At 60.2% G+C, this 19198-nt stretch carries 11 protein-coding genes; 7 read left to right on the top strand and 4 right to left on the bottom strand.

Features of this window, described 5'->3' with window-relative positions; genetic code table 11:
* Positions 1–54 precede the first annotated feature (54 nt).
* On the bottom strand, positions 55–1419 hold the full coding sequence (locus tag BW979_RS09075) for an HD domain-containing phosphohydrolase (protein ID WP_047230399.1): 1365 nt from the start codon (positions 1417–1419) through the stop codon (positions 55–57).
* Positions 1420–1648: 229 nt separating this feature from the next.
* Between BW979_RS09075 and BW979_RS09070 the strand changes: the two genes are divergently transcribed.
* The 6 genes from BW979_RS09070 to BW979_RS09045 all read left to right on the top strand — a co-directional run bounded on the left by BW979_RS09070 (position 1649) and on the right by BW979_RS09045 (position 11832).
* Positions 1649–3940, top strand: coding sequence for a GGDEF/EAL domain-containing response regulator (locus tag BW979_RS09070; protein WP_047230400.1), 2292 nt, complete (start codon positions 1649–1651; stop codon positions 3938–3940).
* On the top strand, positions 3937–5811 hold the full coding sequence (locus BW979_RS09065) for a putative bifunctional diguanylate cyclase/phosphodiesterase (RefSeq protein ID WP_076383649.1): 1875 nt from the start codon (positions 3937–3939) through the stop codon (positions 5809–5811). Before BW979_RS09070 ends, BW979_RS09065 begins: the two co-directional genes overlap by 4 nt.
* Positions 5812–5856: 45 nt before the next feature.
* Entirely contained in the window at positions 5857–6816 is a 960-nt protein-coding gene (locus tag BW979_RS09060) for a cytochrome-c peroxidase (RefSeq protein ID WP_076383648.1), read from the top strand.
* Positions 6813–8618 (top strand): DAHL domain-containing protein, encoded by a 1806-nt coding sequence (locus BW979_RS09055; protein WP_076383647.1) that lies wholly within the window; start codon positions 6813–6815, stop codon positions 8616–8618. The genes BW979_RS09060 and BW979_RS09055 overlap by 4 nt, the downstream gene beginning before the upstream one ends.
* A complete protein-coding gene (locus BW979_RS09050) occupies positions 8611–10017 on the top strand; it encodes an ATP-binding protein (protein ID WP_047230404.1) in 1407 nt (468 codons plus the stop codon). The genes BW979_RS09055 and BW979_RS09050 overlap by 8 nt, the downstream gene beginning before the upstream one ends.
* A 195-nt stretch (positions 10018–10212) precedes the next feature.
* Positions 10213–11832 carry an FMN-binding glutamate synthase family protein gene (locus BW979_RS09045; RefSeq protein ID WP_076383646.1) on the top strand — a complete coding sequence of 540 codons (1620 nt, stop codon included), beginning with the start codon at positions 10213–10215 and terminating at the stop codon, positions 11830–11832.
* A 108-nt stretch (positions 11833–11940) separates the two neighbouring features.
* Here BW979_RS09045 and BW979_RS09040 read toward each other — a convergent pair whose 3' ends face one another.
* Together BW979_RS09040 and BW979_RS09030 are read right to left on the bottom strand one after the other, a co-directional pair.
* Positions 11941–13362 carry an amino acid permease gene (locus BW979_RS09040; RefSeq protein ID WP_047230406.1) on the bottom strand — a complete coding sequence of 474 codons (1422 nt, stop codon included), beginning with the start codon at positions 13360–13362 and terminating at the stop codon, positions 11941–11943.
* Positions 13363–13888: 526 nt separating this feature from the next.
* Positions 13889–14350: an REP-associated tyrosine transposase gene (locus BW979_RS09030; protein WP_047230585.1), complete on the bottom strand. Its 462-nt coding sequence runs from the start codon at positions 14348–14350 to the stop codon at positions 13889–13891.
* Positions 14351–14710: 360 nt separating this feature from the next.
* Here BW979_RS09030 and BW979_RS09025 point away from each other — a divergent pair, with 360 nt between their 5' ends.
* Positions 14711–17818: a transglycosylase domain-containing protein gene (locus BW979_RS09025; protein ID WP_076383644.1), complete on the top strand. Its 3108-nt coding sequence runs from the start codon at positions 14711–14713 to the stop codon at positions 17816–17818.
* A 68-nt stretch (positions 17819–17886) separates the two neighbouring features.
* Here BW979_RS09025 and BW979_RS09020 read toward each other — a convergent pair whose 3' ends face one another.
* Positions 17887–19152 carry a hypothetical protein gene (locus BW979_RS09020; protein ID WP_231990612.1) on the bottom strand — a complete coding sequence of 422 codons (1266 nt, stop codon included), beginning with the start codon at positions 19150–19152 and terminating at the stop codon, positions 17887–17889.
* Positions 19153–19198: the final 46 nt, after the last annotated feature.

Genomic DNA, 19198 nt, shown 5'->3' with positions numbered 1-19198 from the left:
TGTGGGAGCCAAGCTCGCTCCCACAGGATGACTGTACTCTCAGTCAGATCTGCATCACCCCAACATCGGCTTCGGCACAGAAGGGTCTGCCTCTTCGGGGATTTTGACGAACACGCTGTAGCGCGCCCCTTCCATCGCTTCGAAAGCAATGAGCTTTTCCACCAGAGGCGCGCTCAGCACCTTGCCGGCGTTGAGCAACAGCATGCCGTTGTCGGCGTTGAGGTTGCGCGCCAGGATCATGCCGGCCGTCAGGTCGCGGGTTGTCATGACCTGCACCGTCGGATCCGACAAGGTCACGTCGTCCAGGTATTCACCGCACGCCTTGATGAAGTCCTCCACCATGCCCGGGTCGTACAGTTTGCCGGCGTATTTGCGGATGTAGACCAGCGCCTCGTCGCTGTTCATCTGCCGCTCCAGGATCAACCCGCGCTGCAGTTCGATGAAGTCCACCGCCAGTTTCAACAGCCGCGAGCCGAACGGAATGGCCTCGCCTCGCAGATGGTCGGGAAAACCGCTGCCGTCCCAACGTTCCTGGTGATGGAGGATGATGCGCGCGGCGTCTTTCATCGGGTCCAGGGTCATCAGCAGCGACTCGCTCTGCTTCGGATAGGCCCGGTAGAGATCAAGCTCGGTGTGGTGCAGCATGTCGGCGGGCGTGACCATCATGTTGTCGGTCCAGCTCAGTTTGCCGATGTTGTAGAGCGCCGCGGCCATGGTCAGGTCGCGGTCGGTGGACTCGTCCAGAAAGTGCAGCCTGCTGTAGACCCGGATCAGCTCGATGATCTGCCGGTTGGTCTGCTTGGCCTTGGGCAGGCGCAGGTTGGCGATCAGCGAAAACACTTCGGTGCCGGTCACATAGCTGCGCTTGAGCTCGTCATAGGCCAGGTCGAGCATGTCGGCGGTCTGCTGCAGCTCGGCGGTGCGCGACGCCACGCGTTTTTCCAGGGTGGTGTTGAGTATCCGCAGCTGTTCGTTCTGTTCGCGGTTCAGCGCTTCGAGGCGCTGGCGCTCGCTTTCGGAGTGCTGGTGCGCCAGGGCCTGACGCAGGGCCTGCACCAGTTCCTCGTCGTTCCAGGGTTTGCTGAGGTAGCGATACAACTGCCCCTCGTTGATGGCCTTGGTCATCATGTCCACATCGGCATAACCGGTGAGCAGGATGCGCAAGGTCGACGGATAAAGCTTGCGAATCTGCGCCAACAAAGTGGCGCCGTCCATGTTGGGCATGCGGGCATCGGTCATGACCAGGTCGACCGGCCGCTCCTTGAGGATTTCCAGGGCTTTGGCGCCACTGTCAGCCAGCAGGATTTCGTACGGCTGGCTGCGCAATAACCGACGCAGGCTATTGAGAATCGACTCTTCATCATCGACCAACAGTACCGTCGGCTTCCTGACCGGTACATCCTGCGATTGATCTTCCATTGGACCCCCCTCCTGTTAACGACACCTGTTCTACGCTACCCCCGAATTAGAGGCTAGTAGATTGCGTGAATTTAGACACGATTTTGCCTTGACCGGCCGAGCGCATCTCAATGAGACAGCTATGCTGTAGACCATGAAGGGCCAAGTACAGGCCAGAATACTCATGCCAACGGAAGGGATATCAGATGTATCCACGGTTCAACAGTCAGCATCGCGACGGTGCACGGCCATGAGCCTGCCGACGGAAAGGGCCAACCGGCGGATCCTGATCGTCGATGACACTCCGACGATCCACGAGGATTTTCGTAAGATCCTCAGCCCCCATGCTATCCCCGAGGACAGCCTGAGCAGCGCTGAAGCAGCCCTGTTCGGCGCGCCTGTGGCGGTTGCCAGCCAGAGTTTCGTGCTCGATTCGGCCTTCCAGGGCATGGAAGCCCTGAATAAGGTCGAATCTGCCTTGGCCGAGGGCAAACCCTACGCCATGGCGTTCATCGACATGCGTATGCCCCCTGGCTGGGACGGCCTTGAAACCATCGAACGGCTATGGCGCGTCGACCCCAAGCTGCAAGTGGCGCTGTGCACCGCCTATTCCGATTATTCCTGGGAAGACATCGCCGAGCGCCTCGAACTGGGCGACCGCCTGCTCATCCTGAAAAAACCCTTCGATGCCATCGAGATCCGCCAGATGGCCAGTACCCTGACCGTCAAATGGCAGATGACCGAAGACGCGGCGCTGAAAATGGACATGCTCGAACGCGCGGTGCAGGAGCGCACGCGGGAACTGGCCGACGCCAATATCATCGTGCAGAACAGCCCGACCATCCTGTATCGCCTGCGTGGCGAGCCGCCGTTCGCGCTGATGTACATTTCCCACAACATCACCAAGTTCGGCCACGCGGCGGCGCAACTGGTCAACTCGCCGGACTGGGCGCAAACCCTGATCCATCCCGACGACCAAAGCAAGATCGACGACGCCATGGTCCGCGTCTTGAACCGCGACACGGCGGGGGCGTCCATCGAGTTCCGCATGCGCACCGGCGACGGCACGTTCCGCTGGGTGGAAAACCGCTACATTCCGGTGCGCAACGAACAGGGCCTGCTGCTGGAAGTGGAAGGCATCATTCTTGACATCACCGAACGCAAGCTGGCCGAGGAGAAAATCGCCCTGCTGGCCCGCACCGACGGCCTGACCGGGCTGGCCAACCGCGCCACCATGATCGAGCGCCTGCATCAAGCCTTTGCCGCGGCTCGCCGGGGAGCGGCGCCGTTTGCGATGTTTTACCTGGACCTGGACCATTTCAAGCGGATCAACGACACCCTGGGTCACCCGATCGGCGACCTGCTGCTGCAGGAGGTCGCCGCACGCATCAAGGGCTGTACCCGGGAAAACGACGTGGTAGCGCGCCTGGGTGGCGACGAGTTCGCCATCCTGCAACTGGATGTCCACGAAGCGACCCATTGCGCCGCCCTGGCCGCCAAGATCCGGGATGCCCTGGTGGCGCCCTATTCCCTGGACGGCAACGAAGTGCGGATCTCCGTGAGCATCGGCATCAGCCTGTATTCCTCCCAGAGCCAAAGCGCCGACAGCCTGATGGCACAGTCCGACATGGCCTTGTACCGGTCCAAGGAAAAGGGCCGCAACCAGTACCATTTCCATAGCGAGGAGATTAATCAGGAAGTCACCGACCGCGTCGCCCTGGCCAATGACCTGCGCCAGGCCATCGAAAACAACGAGCTGCATTTGCACTACCTGCCGGAGGTCGACCTGGGCACCGGCAAAATCCTGGGCATGGGCGTGCAAGTGCGCTGGAACCACCCTGAGCGCGGCTGGCTGGAGCCGGCGTCGTTCATGCCGGCCGCCGAGAAGACCGGGATCATCGTTGGCCTGGGGCATTGGGTGCTGGACCAGGCCTGTCAACAGATGCGCCAGTGGCGTGACCAGGGCATGGCGCCCCCGGTGATCGCCATCGACCTCTGCCTGACGCAACTCAAGACCGGTCCGGAGCTGATCTATGACGTGCTGCGCACCACCGCCCGCTGGGAACTGGCCCCTTGGGACCTGCGCTTTGACGTCACCGAGGCCACCCTGGCGCAAACCAAGTGGACCCACAACGACGTGCTGCCACGTCTGTGCGAACTGGGCGTACAAATTGCCATCGATGATTTCGGCACCGAGTACTCCTCGTTCGATTACCTCAAGACCTACCGGGTCAACCATCTCAAGCTCGCCCAACGGTTTCTCGACAGCGCCAACGTCGACCCCGAGAACGCAATGACGCTGCGAGCGATCATCAATTTCGCCCGGGATGTGGGCATCGGGATCATTGCCGAGGGCGTCGAAACCCAGGAGCAACGCACCACGCTGATGTCCAGCGGCGGGTCGATGCAGGCCCAGGGGCATTACTTCAGCACTGCCGTAGACAGTGGGCAAGCCAGCGAACTGCTCAAGGCCGGCACCATCGTTCCCGTGACGGACCATTGGACCCGGCCTGCCAGCCAGTTATCGGAGAGCAACCCATGAACCCCATGTCGGTGCCGGCGAACAGGCGAATCCTGGTGGTGGACGACACCCCGGCGATCCACCAGGACTTCCGCAAGATCCTCAGCCCGGGCGCCGGTAGCGACGACTCGCTGGACGACACTGAAAGCCTGCTGTTTGGCACGCCCCAGGTCAGCCGCCTGCAATTTCAGATCGACTCGGCCTATCAGGGCGAAGAGGCATTGGAACTGGTCAAGCGCGCCCAGGCCGAAGGCCAGCCCTATGCGCTGGTGTTCGCCGACATGCGCATGCCGCCGGGCTGGGACGGCCTGCAAACCATCGAGCGTTTGTGGGAGGCCGACCCACGGCTGCAAATCGCGCTGTGCACGGCGTTTTCGGATTATTCCTGGGAAACCATGTCCGAACGCATCGAGTTCGACGATCAGTTGCTGATCCTGAAGAAACCCTTCGACACCCTGGAAATCCGCCAGATGGCCAGTGCCATGACCTGGAAATGGCAACTGGCCCAGGATGCGGCGAGAAAAATGCGCAGTCTGGAGCGCACCATCGAGGAACGGGTCCAGGAGTTGCTGAAAGTCTCCCACTTGCTGCAATACGACGTACTCACCGAGTTACCCAACAGCATGTTGCTCGGTGATCGCCTGACCCAGGCCATGGCCCAGTGCCGTCGCCACGACCGGCAACTGGCGGTGATGTTCATCGGCATGGACCGTTTCAAGCGTATCAATAACGCACTGGGGCACCCGGTGGGCGACGAAATGCTCAAGCGGGTGGCCCGGGCGCTGGCAACGGTGGTGCGTGAATCCGACTCGGTGTTTCGCTACGGCTCCGATGAGTTCGTGGTGATACTGGGAGACATCACCGACTCGCAACAGACCAAAGGCGTGGCCGACAAACTGCTGACGGCCATCAGCACGCCCCACCCCATCGACGGACACGACCTGACCGTTACCGCAAGCCTGGGCATCAGCATGTATCCGGCCGACGGTTTCGATGCCGTGGCGTTGATCAAAAAAGCCGAAACGGCGATGCGCAACGTCAAGGAAACCGGCCCCAACGACTACCGTTTTTTCACTGAAGACATGAACCGTCGGGCGCGACAGCAGCAAACCATCGAATCGGGCCTGCGCTTGGCCTTGCAACGCAAGGAGTTCGTGCTGCACTACCAGCCCAAGATCGATTTGAGGAGTGGCAAAGTGGTCGGCGCCGAAGCGCTGGTGCGCTGGAACCGGCCTGACATCGGCTTGATCTATCCATCGGACTTCATCCCCGTGGCCGAAGACAGCGGCCTGATCGTCCCGCTGAGCCAATGGGTGCTCCAGGAAGCCTGCCAGCAGGCCTGTCGCTGGCAAGCCGATGGCATGCGCCCGCTCTACCTGTCGGTGAACGTCTCCACCATCGATTTTCGCCAGCGCGGTTTCGTCGAAGGCATCGCCCGGACCCTCAAGGAAACCGGTCTCGACCCGACACAGTTAGAACTGGAGATCACCGAAAGCGTGCTGATGCAGAACGTCGACACCACCGTCGCCATCCTCAAGGCCGTCAAACGCCTGGGAATACGGCTGGCCATCGACGATTTCGGCACCGGCTACTCGAGCCTGAGCTACCTGCAGAAATTTCCGGTGGATGTGTTGAAGATCGATCAGTCGTTCGTCGGCGACCTGAGCATCGACAGTAATGACGCAAAGCTGGTGAGCACCATCATCAGCCTGGGCAAGAGCCTGAACCTGCACATCATTGCCGAAGGCGTGGAAACCCTTGAGCAACTGGAGTTCCTCAAGGCTCACCAGTGCGAGGAAGCCCAGGGGTACTACTTCAGCAAGGCCGTGGAGCCACAGGCCTTTGCCCTGTGGATGAGCGAGTGGGAACAACGCCACAACCCGTTTGCGTGAACACACCTGAGTTCCATCAACCAAAAGTTTCAAGGAAAGCATCCCATGGCGTCACATGGACTGATTCTGGCCCTCGGCCTGCTGGTGGGATTGAGCGTGACCGTTCACGCCGAGCCGTTGGATGAACCGCTCAAACCGCTGCCCCCCATTCCGACCCTGGACCCCAAGCGCGTCCAGTTGGGCCTGCGGCTTTTCAACGACCCGCGGCTGTCGGTCAACAACACCCTGTCCTGTGCCAGTTGCCATCGCCTGGACAAGGGTGGCGCCGACGACAAACAGTTTTCCCTGGGCTTCGACGGTAAACCAGTGGAGTTCAATACACCCACGGTGTTCAACGCCAGCCTGAACTTCCATCAGTTCTGGGACGGCCGCGTCGACACTCTGGAAGAACAGGTGCACATCGTCGTGACCAGCCCTGCGGAAATGGGCAGTACCTGGGAAACGGTGCTCAAGCGCATCGGCCAGGACCCGGACTACGCCCGGGATTTTAACGATGCCTACCCCGACGGCGTGACCCAGGCCAACATCCAGGGTGCCCTGGCCGACTATGAACGCACCCTGCTGACCCCAAATTCACGTTTCGACCAGTACCTGCTGGGCAACACCGACATCCTCACACCCCGGGAAAAGTTCGGTTACCAGCGCTTCAAGGAATACGGCTGCATCGCCTGCCACCAGGGCGTGAACATCGGCGGCAACATGTTCCAGAAATTCGGCGTGATGGGCGACTACATCCAGGACCGGGGCAACCCTACCCGGGCCGACGAGGGCCGCTTCAACGTCACTGGCGACGAGGCTGACCGCCAGGTTTTCAAGGTGCCGAGTCTGCGTAACGTCGCCATCACCGCCCCGTACTTTCACGCCGGGTCAGCGCCTACCCTGGAGAACGCGGTGGAAGTGATGTTCAAGTACCAGTTGGGCCGTGAACCCTTGAAGAACGACACGGAACTGATCGTCGAATTCCTCAAGACCCTCACCGGCGAACGGGAGGGCAAGCCGCTATGACCGCCCTGCGTCGCCTCGGTCTGGCATTCGTCGGCCTCTTGCTGGTGTCGATCCTGCTGTTCATGTACATCCAGTCGAGTGCACAGCAGGCCGCCTCGTACATTGAATCTCGGGACCTGATCCGCCTGCTCAAACAGCAGGACGCCATCTGGGACAACGAAGTCCTTAAATCCCGGATGGCTTTGAGCCAAAACTATGACCCCCTAGTTTCGCCCCTCAATGAGATGGCACGTCTGTGGCAGCGCCTCAACGCCATCGAATCGGAACCGGCTCGCCACGCACCGTCAAGCTGGGAACAGGAGCGCGACGAATACCTCAAGGCGGTGAAGGAGAAAACCCGCCTGGTGGAAAGATTCAAATCCCACAATGCGGTACTGCGCAATTCCCTCGCCTTCCTGCCCACCGCCGAAGATGACATCCAGGCCCAGTTCGCCCAGCTTTCGGACGCCGACAAACTGCAGCTGCAAAACGTTGCCATCGATACCTACGACCTGTTGCTCAGTTCCATGGAGTTCGCCCATCTGGCCACCCGTGAGCAAGCCGCCGAAGTGCTGCTAGGCCTGAATCGGCTGGACGTCAACAAGGAGCGTCTGCCGGAAGGCCTGCAAAAATCCGTCGATATCCTGAGCAGGCACATCGCGCTGATCTTGCGCGAACAACCCAGGGTCAATGACCTCTTGCAGGGAATCGAAGCCGTTCCCGTGGCCGGCCGACTGGACACCATCACCAGCCTACTGGACAAAGACCAGGAGAAAGCTGCCGCCAGGCATCAGCGCAACCATATTCTTCTGCTGGTTTTCGCCACGTTCCTGGTGTTGATCCTGATCTGGCTGGCCATCCGGCTGATGCGCAGCTTCGCCGAAACCAAACGCGCCAACAACGCCCTGCAAACCGCCAACGACGAGCTGGAGCTAAGGGTCGAAGAGCGCACCCGCCAACTCAAGGACACCCAGAGCGAACTGATGGACACCGCCCGTCAGGCCGGCATGGCGGAAATCGCCACCAACGTGCTGCACAACGTTGGCAACGTGCTCAACAGTGTGAACATCTCCGCCGACCTGATCAGCCGTAAACTGCGCAGCAGCAAGGCCCTGGGACTGGGCAAGGCGATGCAACTGATCAATGAACACCCCCACGACCTGGGGCACTTCCTTACCGAAGACGAAAAAGGCAAGCTGTTGCCCGGCTATCTGAACCAGTTGGTGGAGGCCATCGCGGTCGAACAGCAAGGCCTTACCGACGAGTTGGCCCAGTTGAGCAAGAGCGTGGATCACATCAAGGATATTGTCTCCACCCAGCAATCCTATGCCGGCGCCAACAGCCTGGTGGAGCCTTTGGTGGTCAGCGAACTGCTCGAAGACGCCCTGCGCATGAACTCCGGCGCCCTGACCCGACACCACGTGACGGTGCTCAAGGAATACGGCGACGTGCCGCGGATCCTGGGCGACAAACACCGCTTGCTGCTGATTCTGATCAACCTGATCAGCAACGCCAAATACGCCATGGCGGGGGTTTCCAACCACGCACGGAACATGACCCTCAAGGCTACGGTGATCAATGACGACACCCTGCAGATCAGTGTCAAGGATGAAGGCGAAGGCATCCCGGCGGAAAACATGACGCGTATCTTCGCCCATGGGTTTACCACCCGTAAGGAGGGCCACGGGTTCGGTTTGCACAGTTGCGCGCTCGCGGCCATTGAGATGAACGGCCACCTCACCGCTCACAGTGAGGGACCAGGCACAGGAGCAACGTTCGTGTTGCAACTGCCCTTGAAACTCGCAGAAGGTGAGCATGAATAATCTGAGCAACCGCCGCATCCTGTTGATCGACGATACACCGGCCATCCATGACGATTTCCGCAAAATCCTCACGCCGGAGGATCAGGTCAATGTCGATCTGCTGGACATGGAAAACGCCTTGTTCGGCGACGCACCGAAACCGGCCGGCACCGTATTCGAACTCGACTCGGCCTATGGCGGCCAGGAAGGTCTGAACAAACTGCTGCAAGCGCTGGAAACGGAGCACCCTTATGCATTGGCCTTTGTCGACATGCGCATGCCCGAGGGCTGGGATGGCGCCAAAACCATCGAGGAACTCTGGAAGCACGACCCACTGTTGCAAGTGGTGGTCTGCACCGCCTACTCGGACTATTCCTGGGACGAACTGCTGGACCGCCTCAATGGCCATGACCGGTTGCTGATTCTGAAGAAACCCTTCGACAACATCGAAGTCCAGCAAATGGCCAACACCCTGACCACCAAGTGGGAAATGACTTCCCGCGCGCAATTGCAGATGAGCAAACTCGAGGAGCTGGTGGAGCAGCGGACCCAGGCGTTCAAACAGGCCAGTTCTTTGCTGCAGATGGAAATCGACGAACGCAAGATGCTGGAAAGCCAGTTGGTCCAGTCGGAAAAACTCGCCTCGCTGGGCCAGTTGGCCGCCGGGGTCGCTCACGAAATCAACAACCCGATCGGTTTCATTTCTTCCAATCTGGGGGCCCTGGATGGCTACTTTGGCAAACTCCAGGAGATGCTCCAGGCCTATGACAGTGCCGAGCAAGCCATTGCTTCGCCGGAACTGGTGGTGAATCTGAGAAAGCTGCGCGAGCAGGTGGAGCTGGACTTCCTCGTCGAGGACATTCCACTGCTGATCAAAGAGTCCAAGGACGGCATCAGCCGGGTCGGGCAGATCGTCAAGGACCTCAAGGACTTCTCCCGCGTCGACTCCAACCAGGAATGGCAGATGGCCAACTTGCAACAAGGCCTGGATTCGACGCTGAACATCGTCGCCAATGAAATCAAGTACAAGGCCGACGTGATCAAGCAATACAGCCCGTTGCCGGAAGTCGAATGCCTGCCGTCGCAGATCAACCAGGTGATCATGAACCTCATCGTCAACGCCGCCCAGGCCATCGGCCCCGAGCGTGGCACCATCACCTTGCGCAACGGCATTGAAGAAGACACCGTGTGGATCGAAGTCGCCGACAATGGCTCGGGCATGCCGCCTGAGACACTGCAAAAAATCTTCGACCCGTTCTTCACCACCAAACCTGTCGGCCAGGGCACGGGACTGGGACTTTCACTGTCCTACGGCATCGTGAAAAAACACAACGGCGAGATCACAGTGCGCAGCGAGGTCGGGGTGGGAACCACCTTCCGCGTGGAGTTGCCGGTGCGGCAGATGAAACAGGCGAGCTGAGATCGCGCTGTGTGGGAGCAAGGCTTGCCCGCGATGGAGGCGATGCGGTCTTCAGAAACCGAGGCGCCTGTTTAGCGAGCAGGGGTTGCCCCACCCCAGCGAGCATAAATCCCCTCGCCACAGTTGCCCGCCCTTTCGCTGCCAGCGCAGAATGCCTGCACCGCCCCACCCCATCGCTCACCCGAAGGAAACCGCATGAGCCTGTCTTTACTGAGCCGTTACGCCTTCTTTGCCGGCTGCGTAGTTTTTACCCTCGCCTGCCTGCCGTTTCTGCAACACGACTGGCTCTGGCCGATCACGCTGGTCACGGGGCTGTTAAGTCTGCTGGGACTGTTCGACCTGCTGCAGAACCGCCATGCCGTGCGTCGCAACTACCCTATCCTGGGCAATATCCGCTATCTGGTCGAAGGCATCCGCCCGGAAATTCGTCAGTACCTGCTCGAATCCGACAGCGACGCCCTGCCCTTCTCGCGCGCACAGCGTTCCCTGGTGTACTCCCGGGCCAAGAACGAAAGCGCCGACAAACCGTTCGGCACCCTGATCGATGTTTATCAGACCGGTTTCGAATTCATCGGCCATTCCATGCGTCCGGCTCCGTTGAGCGACCCCAGCGGTTTTCGCGTGACGGTCGGCGGACCGCAATGCACCCAACCGTATTCAGCGTCGGTGTTCAACATCTCCGCCATGAGCTTCGGTTCCCTGAGCGCCAACGCCATTCGGGCGTTGAACCAGGGCGCCAAGCTCGGCAATTTCGCCCACGACACGGGCGAAGGCAGCATCAGCCCTTATCACCGCGAACACGGCGGCGACCTGACCTGGGAACTGGGCAGCGGCTATTTCGGCTGTCGCACCCGTGAAGGTCGCTTCGACCCGGAGCGCTTCGCCGCCCAAGCGCAAAACCCGCAGGTGCGGATGATTGAAATCAAGATGAGCCAGGGCGCCAAGCCCGGCCATGGCGGAATTCTGCCCAAGCACAAGGTCACCCGGGAAATCGCCGAAACCCGTGGCATCCTCATGGGCGAGGACTGCGTTTCACCGTCACGCCACAGTGCTTTCTCCACACCGATCGAACTGATGCAGTTCGTCCAGCAATTGCGCGAACTGTCCGGTGGCAAACCAGTGGGTTTCAAGTTCTGCCTGGGCCACCCCTGGGAGTTCATGGGCATCGCCAAGGCCATGCTGGAAACCGGCATCCTGCCCGACTTCATCGTGGTGGACGGCAAGGAAGGTGGCACGGGTGCAGCGCCAGTGGAATTCACCGACCACATTGGCGTGCCGTTGCGCGAGGGCCTGCTGTTTGTCCACAACACCTTGGTGGGCCTGAACCTGCGGGACAAGATCAAGCTCGGCGCCAGCGGCAAGATCGTCAGCGCCTTCGACATCGCCAGCGTCCTGGCCATCGGTGCCGACTGGGCCAACGCCGCGCGGGGCTTCATGTTCGCCATCGGCTGCATCCAGTCCCAAAGCTGTCATACCAACAAATGCCCCACCGGCGTCGCCACCCAGGACACCCTGCGCCAGCGCGCCCTGGTTGTGCCGGACAAGGCCCAGCGGGTCTACAACTTCCACCGCAACACCCTCAAGGCCCTAGCCGAAATGCTCGCCGCCGCCGGCCTCGACCATCCTTCACAACTGCAACCCAAACATCTGGTCCGCCGCATGTCCGCCACTGAAATCAAGCTGTTTTCCCAGTTGCATGTGTTCTTGAAACCGGGGGAATTGCTGACGGGTGAGGTCAATGGGGAGTTTTATTCGCGGATGTGGCAGATGGCGCGGGCGGACAGTTTTGAGCCGCAGGAAGTCGCCGCCGCTTGACGGCAGTGCCATCAGGCATGAGACAGGATCCTCCACGGTACGAGGGGTATCCCCTTGAGAAAAAGCCCCGATCATTCGACCGGGGCTTTTCGTTTTATTGCCGGCAATTTATGAAGCGGTATCCATCGACCCCTGCACATCACCCGTGGGCTGCAACTTGAAGGTATAAAACAACACCGTCAGCAGCACCAGGAACGCCGGGCCCACGTAGAGGGCCACACGGGTGTCGGGGAAGTAGGCCATCAGGCCCACCACCAGCACCAGGAACGCCAGCGCCAAATACGAACTGACCGGGTACAACCACATGCGGTATTTCAGGGCCGCACGTTCCGAAGCGCTCAGGCTTTTACGGAATTTGAGCTGGGCCAGCAGGATCATCACCCAGGTCCAGATCGCACCGAAGGTGGCGATGGAGGTCACCCAGACAAAGACTTTTTCCGGCACCAGGTAGTTGAGCAGCACGCCCAGCAGCAGCGCGGCGATGGACAGCAGCAACGCGCGGCGCGGCACGCCGTTGGCCGAGGTGGTGGCGAAACCAGCCGGGGCCTGGCCGTTCTGCGCCAGGCTGTAGAGCATGCGCCCGGTGCTGAAGATACCGCCGTTGCAGGACGACAGCGCCGCAGTGATCACCACGAAGTTGATGATGCCGGCGGCGGTCTTGATACCCAGGCGCTCGAAGGTCATCACGAACGGGCTGCCCTGGGTGCCGATTTCGTTCCAGGGGTAGATCGACAGGATCACAAACAGAGCGCCGACGTAGAACAGCAGGATCCGCCAGAACACCGAACCGATGGCGTTAGGGATGGTTTTCTGCGGGTTCTTCGCCTCACCGGCGGTCAGGCCGATCATTTCCACACCCAGGTAGGCGAACATCACCATTTGCAGGGACATCAACACACCCTGCACGCCGTTGGGCATGAAACCGCCGTGCGTCCAGAGGTTGGAAATACCCAGGGCCACGCCGTCGTTGCCGAACCCGAAAGCGATGATGCCCACGCCGCCGATGACCATGGCGATGATGGTGACGATCTTGATCAAGGCGAACCAGAACTCGAATTCGCCGAAGGCCTTGACCGCGATCAGATTGATCGAGCCCATGCTGATCAGTGCCGCCAGGGCCCAGATCCAGCGGGGCACGTCGGGGAACCAGATGCCCATGTACACCGCCACCGCGGTGATTTCCGCCACGCAGGTAACCAGCCACAGGAACCAGTAGTTCCAGCCGGTCAGGAAGCCCGCCAGCGGCCCGAGGTAGTCCTGGGCATAACGACTGAACGAGCCGGCCACCGGGTTGTGCACGGCCATCTCGCCGAGCGCACGCATGATCACCAGGATCGCCAGGCCACCAATGATGTAGGACAGCATGATTGCCGGACCGGCCATTTCGATGGCCTTAGCCGAGCCGAGGAACAGCCCGACACCGATGCAAGCGCCGAGCGCCATCAGGCGGATATGCCGCTCGCCGAGTTCACGTTTGAGCGGACCACCCTGAGCGGTCTCGCCATGGGGCAGATGATTGCCGACAGGCATAGGGATACAACCTCGTTTTGTTATTGGATTGACCACCGAGTCTCCAAAGCCGCAAGCCGATAGGCCTGCCACCTTGCCGAAACCGGGTCTGTTTTGTGGACAGACCGTCCTGTAGAACAAAAGCCGCAGGATCAGCGGGTCGTGCAGTATAAAAAGCCAGAGGCAGAGAGTTTCACTGTAAAACCAGGGAAAATCAGGGATAAACCTCATCCCTATACCCATCTATGGAGACGTATTGCCTGGGATTACAGTCAATTCGTAAAACGGCGCCGAGTATTGCACAGCGATGGTGCAGCGTCATGCCCGGGGACATGCCGATGGCTCTAGCGCAGGGTTCTTGGGCTGAACAGCCCCTGTGGCGAGGGAGCTTGCTCCCGCTGGGTGGCGCAGCCGCCCCCGGCTTTTTCAACCTGGGAATACTGCTCAGCCATGCATCAGTTGCGTCTGCTGCGCAGCCGAGCGGGAGCAAGCTCCCTCGCCACAAGAGCAACCAAAGCAACCAAAGCAACCAAAGCAACCAAAGCGACTAGAGCCATTTCGCGTCCCAGAGCGGGTAATCACCAATGCGATCCACCAGCCCTGCGCGAAGCGGATTGGCGATGATGTACCGAGCGAAGGGCCGCAGCTCCTGGTTGTCGCGGATCGCACGATCGTGGAAACCGCTTTGCCAGAAGGCACCTTTTCTATTCATTGCTCGATTGATCGCCAGGGTGCTGCGAGATTTGACGGCTTGCATGACCTGAGTGAGTTGGGCTTGCTCCAGTTGCACCAGCCAATGCAGATGGTCCGGCATGACAACCCAGGCCAGCGAATTAACCTGGCCTCGTTCATGAGCCCGGCGCAGTTCTGCAACCAGCAAGCGTCCCAATCGCCAGTCCTTGAAGAGCGGCATGCGTTGGTGAACGACCGTAGTGACGAGGTAGCCTCGCCCCCGTTCCGAAGAGCGTCCGCGACGCAATTGATGAGAGTTTGGGCGTGGTGGATACATTCCTTGGCTTCCTGTCGTTGGGGTATCAACTTACGGTAGCCCCGCCCGGTCTGACCCGAGACTTTGATGTTTGAACGACGTTTCCGATAGCAACGTAGTACCCGTGGCGAGGGAGCTTGCTCCCGCTGGGTGGCGCAGCCGCCCCCGGCCTTTTCAACCTTGGAATACTGCTCAGCCATGCATCAGTTGCGTCTGCTGCGCAGCCGAGCGGGAGCAAGCTCCCTCGCCACAAAAGCCCCTCAGCCATAGAGAACAACAACCGTCTTATACATACGGTGTCCACAATTTCCCCGCCGCCCGCGCCGCCACCGTCTAAGCTTCAAGCAAGTCCCGATCAATGCGTGAATGGATCAGTCGACTATGGGCGCGTTATGGCAAACCGATTCGAGTAAACCTGTGGGCCCGACTGAACGTATGGAAGAAGCACCTTTACCCCAAAAAAAACGCCGCGCAGGGCATGGCTGGCGAGCGTTCTGGTTGTTGCTGTTGATTATCGTGGTGGTGGTCGGCCTGGCGGTGGCCAAGGAAATGCGCACGTCCAGGTTTCAAGCCCAGGAGCTAAGCCGGTACGCCGCGTCTTTGACCTATTCGGTGCAACCGGGGCCCAGCGACGCCATCGTCTACCCTGGCGCAGGTCCGTTCGACCGGCGGTTGGGTTACAGCTCGCTGGATGAATTCCTGCCGCGGTTGCTCAAGCGCGATTATGTGATCCAGGCCCAGGCACGTTTCTCCCCGGCCTTGATGAACTACGTCGACAAGGGCCTGTTTGCCCCTTATGCGGAAAAGATCCAGGCCGGCCTGACGATCACCGATTGCCGCGTCGCGCCGCTGTACCAGTTCAAGTACCCGCAGCAACTGTACGCCAGCTTCGAGGCAATCCCCCCCGTGGTGGTGCAAAGCCTGTTGTTCATCGAGAACCGCTTTCTGCTCGACCCCAAGCACCCCCAGGCCAACCCGGCGGTGGACTGGCCGCGCTTCGGCATGGCGGCGTGGTCACAAGTCGCCAAGCTCCTGAGTCTGCCGGGGCAGTCCGCCGGGGGCAGTACACTGGCTACGCAGCTGGAAAAATATCGCCACTCCGCCGACGGCCTCACCGGGTCGGGGGCGGAGAAAATCCGCCAGATGATTTCCGCCAGTGTGCGGGCTTATCAGGCAGGCCCACAGACCCTTGAGGCCCGGCAGAAAATCATTCGCGATTACCTCAACAGCGTGCCGCTCTCCGCCGTACCGGGGCATGGCGAAGTCCACGGCATGGCCGAAGGTTTGCGGGTCTGGTACGGCGCCGATTTCAAGCGTGCCAACGAACGTTTGTCCAGCACCGCGACAGATCCCGCCAGCCTCGCGGAAAAAGGCCTGGCCCTGCGGGAAATGCTGTCGTTGATGATCGCCCAGCGCCGCCCCTCCTATTACCTGTCCAAAGGCCGGGACGAACTGGCGCGCCTGACCGACAGCCACGTCCGGCTGCTGGCCCAGAACGGCGTGATCGACGCCTCCTTGGCCGAAGCGACCCTGGCAAGCAAGGTCAGTTATCGCGACTGGGTGCAGCAACCCACCATTCAGCCCAACGAAATCAACAAGGGCATCAGCGCCGCCCGCAGTCGTCTGGCCACGCTGCTCAACCGCTCGTTCTACGACCTCGATCGCCTGGACCTCTCCGCCACCAGCACCTTGCAAAACGACTTGCAGACCCAGGCCACCGATTACCTCAAGCGCTTGGCGGACCCGGCGTTCGCTGCCGAAATCGGCCTGATGGGCGAACGTCTTCTGACGCCTACCAGCACCGCCCAGGTGCGCTACAGCTTCACCCTGCTGGAACTGACCCCGGACGGCTCGCGCGTGCGCGTGCAAACCGACAGCACCGACCAACCCTTTGATATCAACGAAGGCAGCAAACTGGAACTGGGCTCCACCGCCAAGTTGCGGGTGCTCACCACCTACCTGCAGATCATCGCCGAACTGCACGAACGTTATGCCCACGAAACCCCAGCAACATTGAAAAAAGCCGAGATCGCCGACCAGGACCGCCTCTCCCGCTGGGCCGTCGACTACCTGATCCAGCACAGCGATCGCAACCTGCCGACGATGCTGGAGGCGGCGCTGGATCGTACCTATTCAGCCAGCCCCGGCGAGGCGTTTTTCACCGGCGGCGGGCTGCACACCTTCAATAATTTCCGTAAGGAAGATAACGGCCGTAATCCTACCTTGCGCGACGCCCTGCGCGAGTCGATCAACCTGCCATTCATTCGCCTGATGCGTGACCTGGTGCGCTACGCCACGTACGCGGGTCCCGACAACAGTTCGGAGCTGCTCAAGGACGACAAGAATCCGCGCCGCCAGGAGTACCTGGCCCAGTTTGCCGACCGCGAAGGCACCACCTTCCTGCTCAAGTTCTGGAAGAAGTACCAGAAAAAGGACACCGGCCAGCGTCTCGAAACCTTCCTCGACGGCATGCGCCCCACGGCGATCCGCCTGGCCGCCGTGCACCGCTATTTCTTTCCCGGCGACAGCCAGGAAAGCTTCAACCACTTTGTGCGTTCGCACCTCAAGTCGGCCAAGAGCGCCGAAAAGCTCACCGACGAACGCCTGGAACGGCTCTACAGCAGCTACGGCCCGGGCAACTATGACCTGCCCGACCAGGGTTTTATCGCCAAAGTCCATCCGCTGGACCTGTGGCTGGTGGGTTATCTGCTGAACAATCCTGATGCCAAGTTCAGCCAGATCGTCAAAGCCAGCCGGTTCGAACGCCAGGAGGTCTACAGCTGGCTATTCAAAAGCCGGCACAAGAGCGCCCGCGACAGTCGTATCCGCACCATGCTGGAAGTCGAGGCCTTCCTTGATATCCACCAACGCTGGCAGAAAGTCGGCTACCCGTTCGACCATCTGGTGCCGTCGCTGGCCACCGCCATCGGCAGCTCCGGCGACCGCCCCGCCGCGCTGGCGGAGCTGGTGGGCACCATCCTCAACGACGGCATCCGGCTCCCGGCGCTGCGCGTCGACAGCCTCGACTTCGCCGTCAATACCCCTTATGAGACACGGCTGATCAGCGATCCGGATAACGGCAAACGCGTGATGCCGGTGGAAGTGGCCCGGGCGTTGCGCGGTGCGTTGTCCCAGGTGGTCGATGCCGGCACCGCGAAACGGGTGGCCGGCAGTTTCACCCTGGCCGATGGCACGCCGTTATCGATGGGTGGCAAGACCGGCACCGGCGACAATCGCATCGAAGCCGTTGGCGCCGGCGGGCGGGTCATCAGTTCCAAGTCGATCAACCGCACCGCGACCTTTGTGTTCTACATCGGCGACAGCCATTTCGGCACCCTCACCGCCTATGTGCCGGGGGTTTCGGCGCAGAACTTCAAATTCACCTCGGCCTTGCCGGTGCAGGTGCTCAAGGGCATGGCGCCGTTCCTCTCGCCGTACTTGCAACCGGGTAGCCATACCCAGTGCCAGCCGTTGGTGGCGCGCCATTGAGGCACTGCACTGGGTAACGCAGGCGGTGGGAGCAAAGCTTGCTCCCACCGGGGATGGGTGGCAGGCCGCTAGACTTCTGAATCCCAGATCACCGTCACATTGCCTATGTAACTCTTGGCATCGCCGGCCAGCATTTCCTCGACCTGGTTGCGGGCGACTTCGAAATGCATCGTTCCCGGCCGGCGCTCGATGTAATGCCCCGGCTGGAACAACTCGGTGCCGCTTCCATCGAGATAGAGCCGACGGCGGTTGACCGGTTGGCCACCAGCGTCGGTCAAGCCATTGGGCAGGGTCACACTGATATTCACCGGCACCATCTGGCCGGAGTTGGGTGCCCAGAGCAGACAGGTGTTATCACTCGAACCGGCGAATTGGCATTGCAGGCCCATCTTGAAACGCGATGAGGCTGAGATGTGGAAGGTCTGGTCACGAAACAACCGCGTCGGTTTTTGCCCCTGGCTCAACCAGGCCTGCCAACCGCCCTGAGGTTCGAGCACGACCTTGTTGCCGCCAGGAGGCACTTCGACCTTGAGGGTGTGTTCGACATCCAGTTTGAAATTGAACGCGATTATTGAATCATTCGGGATCATCACATCGCCCATATCGAAGTCCTGCCCCGGACCAACGCTATACGTCAGCGAGCCCGTGTATTGACCAGTCGACATGGTCAAGGGATTGGGGGTACGCAATTCGTAGGCAAAATCCAGATAACGGTAAGTCATGCTGGGGATCAAGTAACGAGCCCTTTTGGCGCACACACCTTCTACCGGGGTGGTCCAGAAAAAACCGTACCAATTGACGTTATAAGGTGCATTACCGCCGAATCGACATGGCGAGGGCGCACTGACCCAGCTAGAACCCCATAACAGGTTATGAGCCTTTAAAGCGTCAACACCTCCACCGACCAAGTCGGCTGCGTTAACAGGAAGTCGGTATTCCGAACCTATGCCGGACAAACGTATTTCAACGACTTCAGTTTCACCCGTACTTGCATGGGTTACTTGTAGCGAGCGCCAACCGGCAGGCACTTTGAACATCGCACCTTGCCGAGCGTCCCCATGATTCGCTTCAATAGGAAGGGTCGAACTGAAAGTGATAGGCAAGCGAATGCTGAACATCGTCTTGCATTGATTTGGAAATGACGCGCAGTAACCCGTGGTCGGAGTGGTATTGCGAAATTTATTCTCTTGAGGCTTAGCAGGGTCTGGCCTGAATACGGCACTGATTTCCCGGGTCAGCGCATTGGCCGTCGGAACGCCTGTCAACAACAAGGCAAAAACCGCGACTGCGCGGCACAACGAAACACCGCGCCCGAAGATGTTTGAACGACTCATTTTCACTCCAATAAAACTGCAACGAGCAAGCCCGCTCCCACAAGGG

It is taken from the genome of Pseudomonas sp. A214, from assembly GCF_900156295.1.
Classification (GTDB): Bacteria; Pseudomonadota; Gammaproteobacteria; order Pseudomonadales; family Pseudomonadaceae; genus Aquipseudomonas; species Aquipseudomonas rhizophila.
The sequence above is the reverse complement of the archived record's forward strand: the minus strand, read 5'-3'. Positions and strand labels throughout refer to the sequence as shown.

Coding starts and splice junctions, on each gene's coding strand:
- BW979_RS09060 (WP_076383648.1), top strand. CDS start 5,857: ATGGCGTCACATGGACTGATTCTGGCCCTCGGCCTGCTGGTGGGATTG.
- BW979_RS09045 (WP_076383646.1), top strand. CDS start 10,213: ATGAGCCTGTCTTTACTGAGCCGTTACGCCTTCTTTGCCGGCTGCGTA.
- BW979_RS09065 (WP_076383649.1), top strand. CDS start 3,937: ATGAACCCCATGTCGGTGCCGGCGAACAGGCGAATCCTGGTGGTGGAC.
- BW979_RS09030 (WP_047230585.1), bottom strand. CDS start 14,350: ATGTATCCACCACGCCCAAACTCTCATCAATTGCGTCGCGGACGCTCT.
- BW979_RS09055 (WP_076383647.1), top strand. CDS start 6,813: ATGACCGCCCTGCGTCGCCTCGGTCTGGCATTCGTCGGCCTCTTGCTG.
- BW979_RS09075 (WP_047230399.1), bottom strand. CDS start 1,419: ATGGAAGATCAATCGCAGGATGTACCGGTCAGGAAGCCGACGGTACTG.
- BW979_RS09070 (WP_047230400.1), top strand. CDS start 1,649: ATGAGCCTGCCGACGGAAAGGGCCAACCGGCGGATCCTGATCGTCGAT.
- BW979_RS09025 (WP_076383644.1), top strand. CDS start 14,711: ATGGGCGCGTTATGGCAAACCGATTCGAGTAAACCTGTGGGCCCGACT.
- BW979_RS09050 (WP_047230404.1), top strand. CDS start 8,611: ATGAATAATCTGAGCAACCGCCGCATCCTGTTGATCGACGATACACCG.
- BW979_RS09020 (WP_231990612.1), bottom strand. CDS start 19,152: ATGAGTCGTTCAAACATCTTCGGGCGCGGTGTTTCGTTGTGCCGCGCA.
- BW979_RS09040 (WP_047230406.1), bottom strand. CDS start 13,362: ATGCCTGTCGGCAATCATCTGCCCCATGGCGAGACCGCTCAGGGTGGT.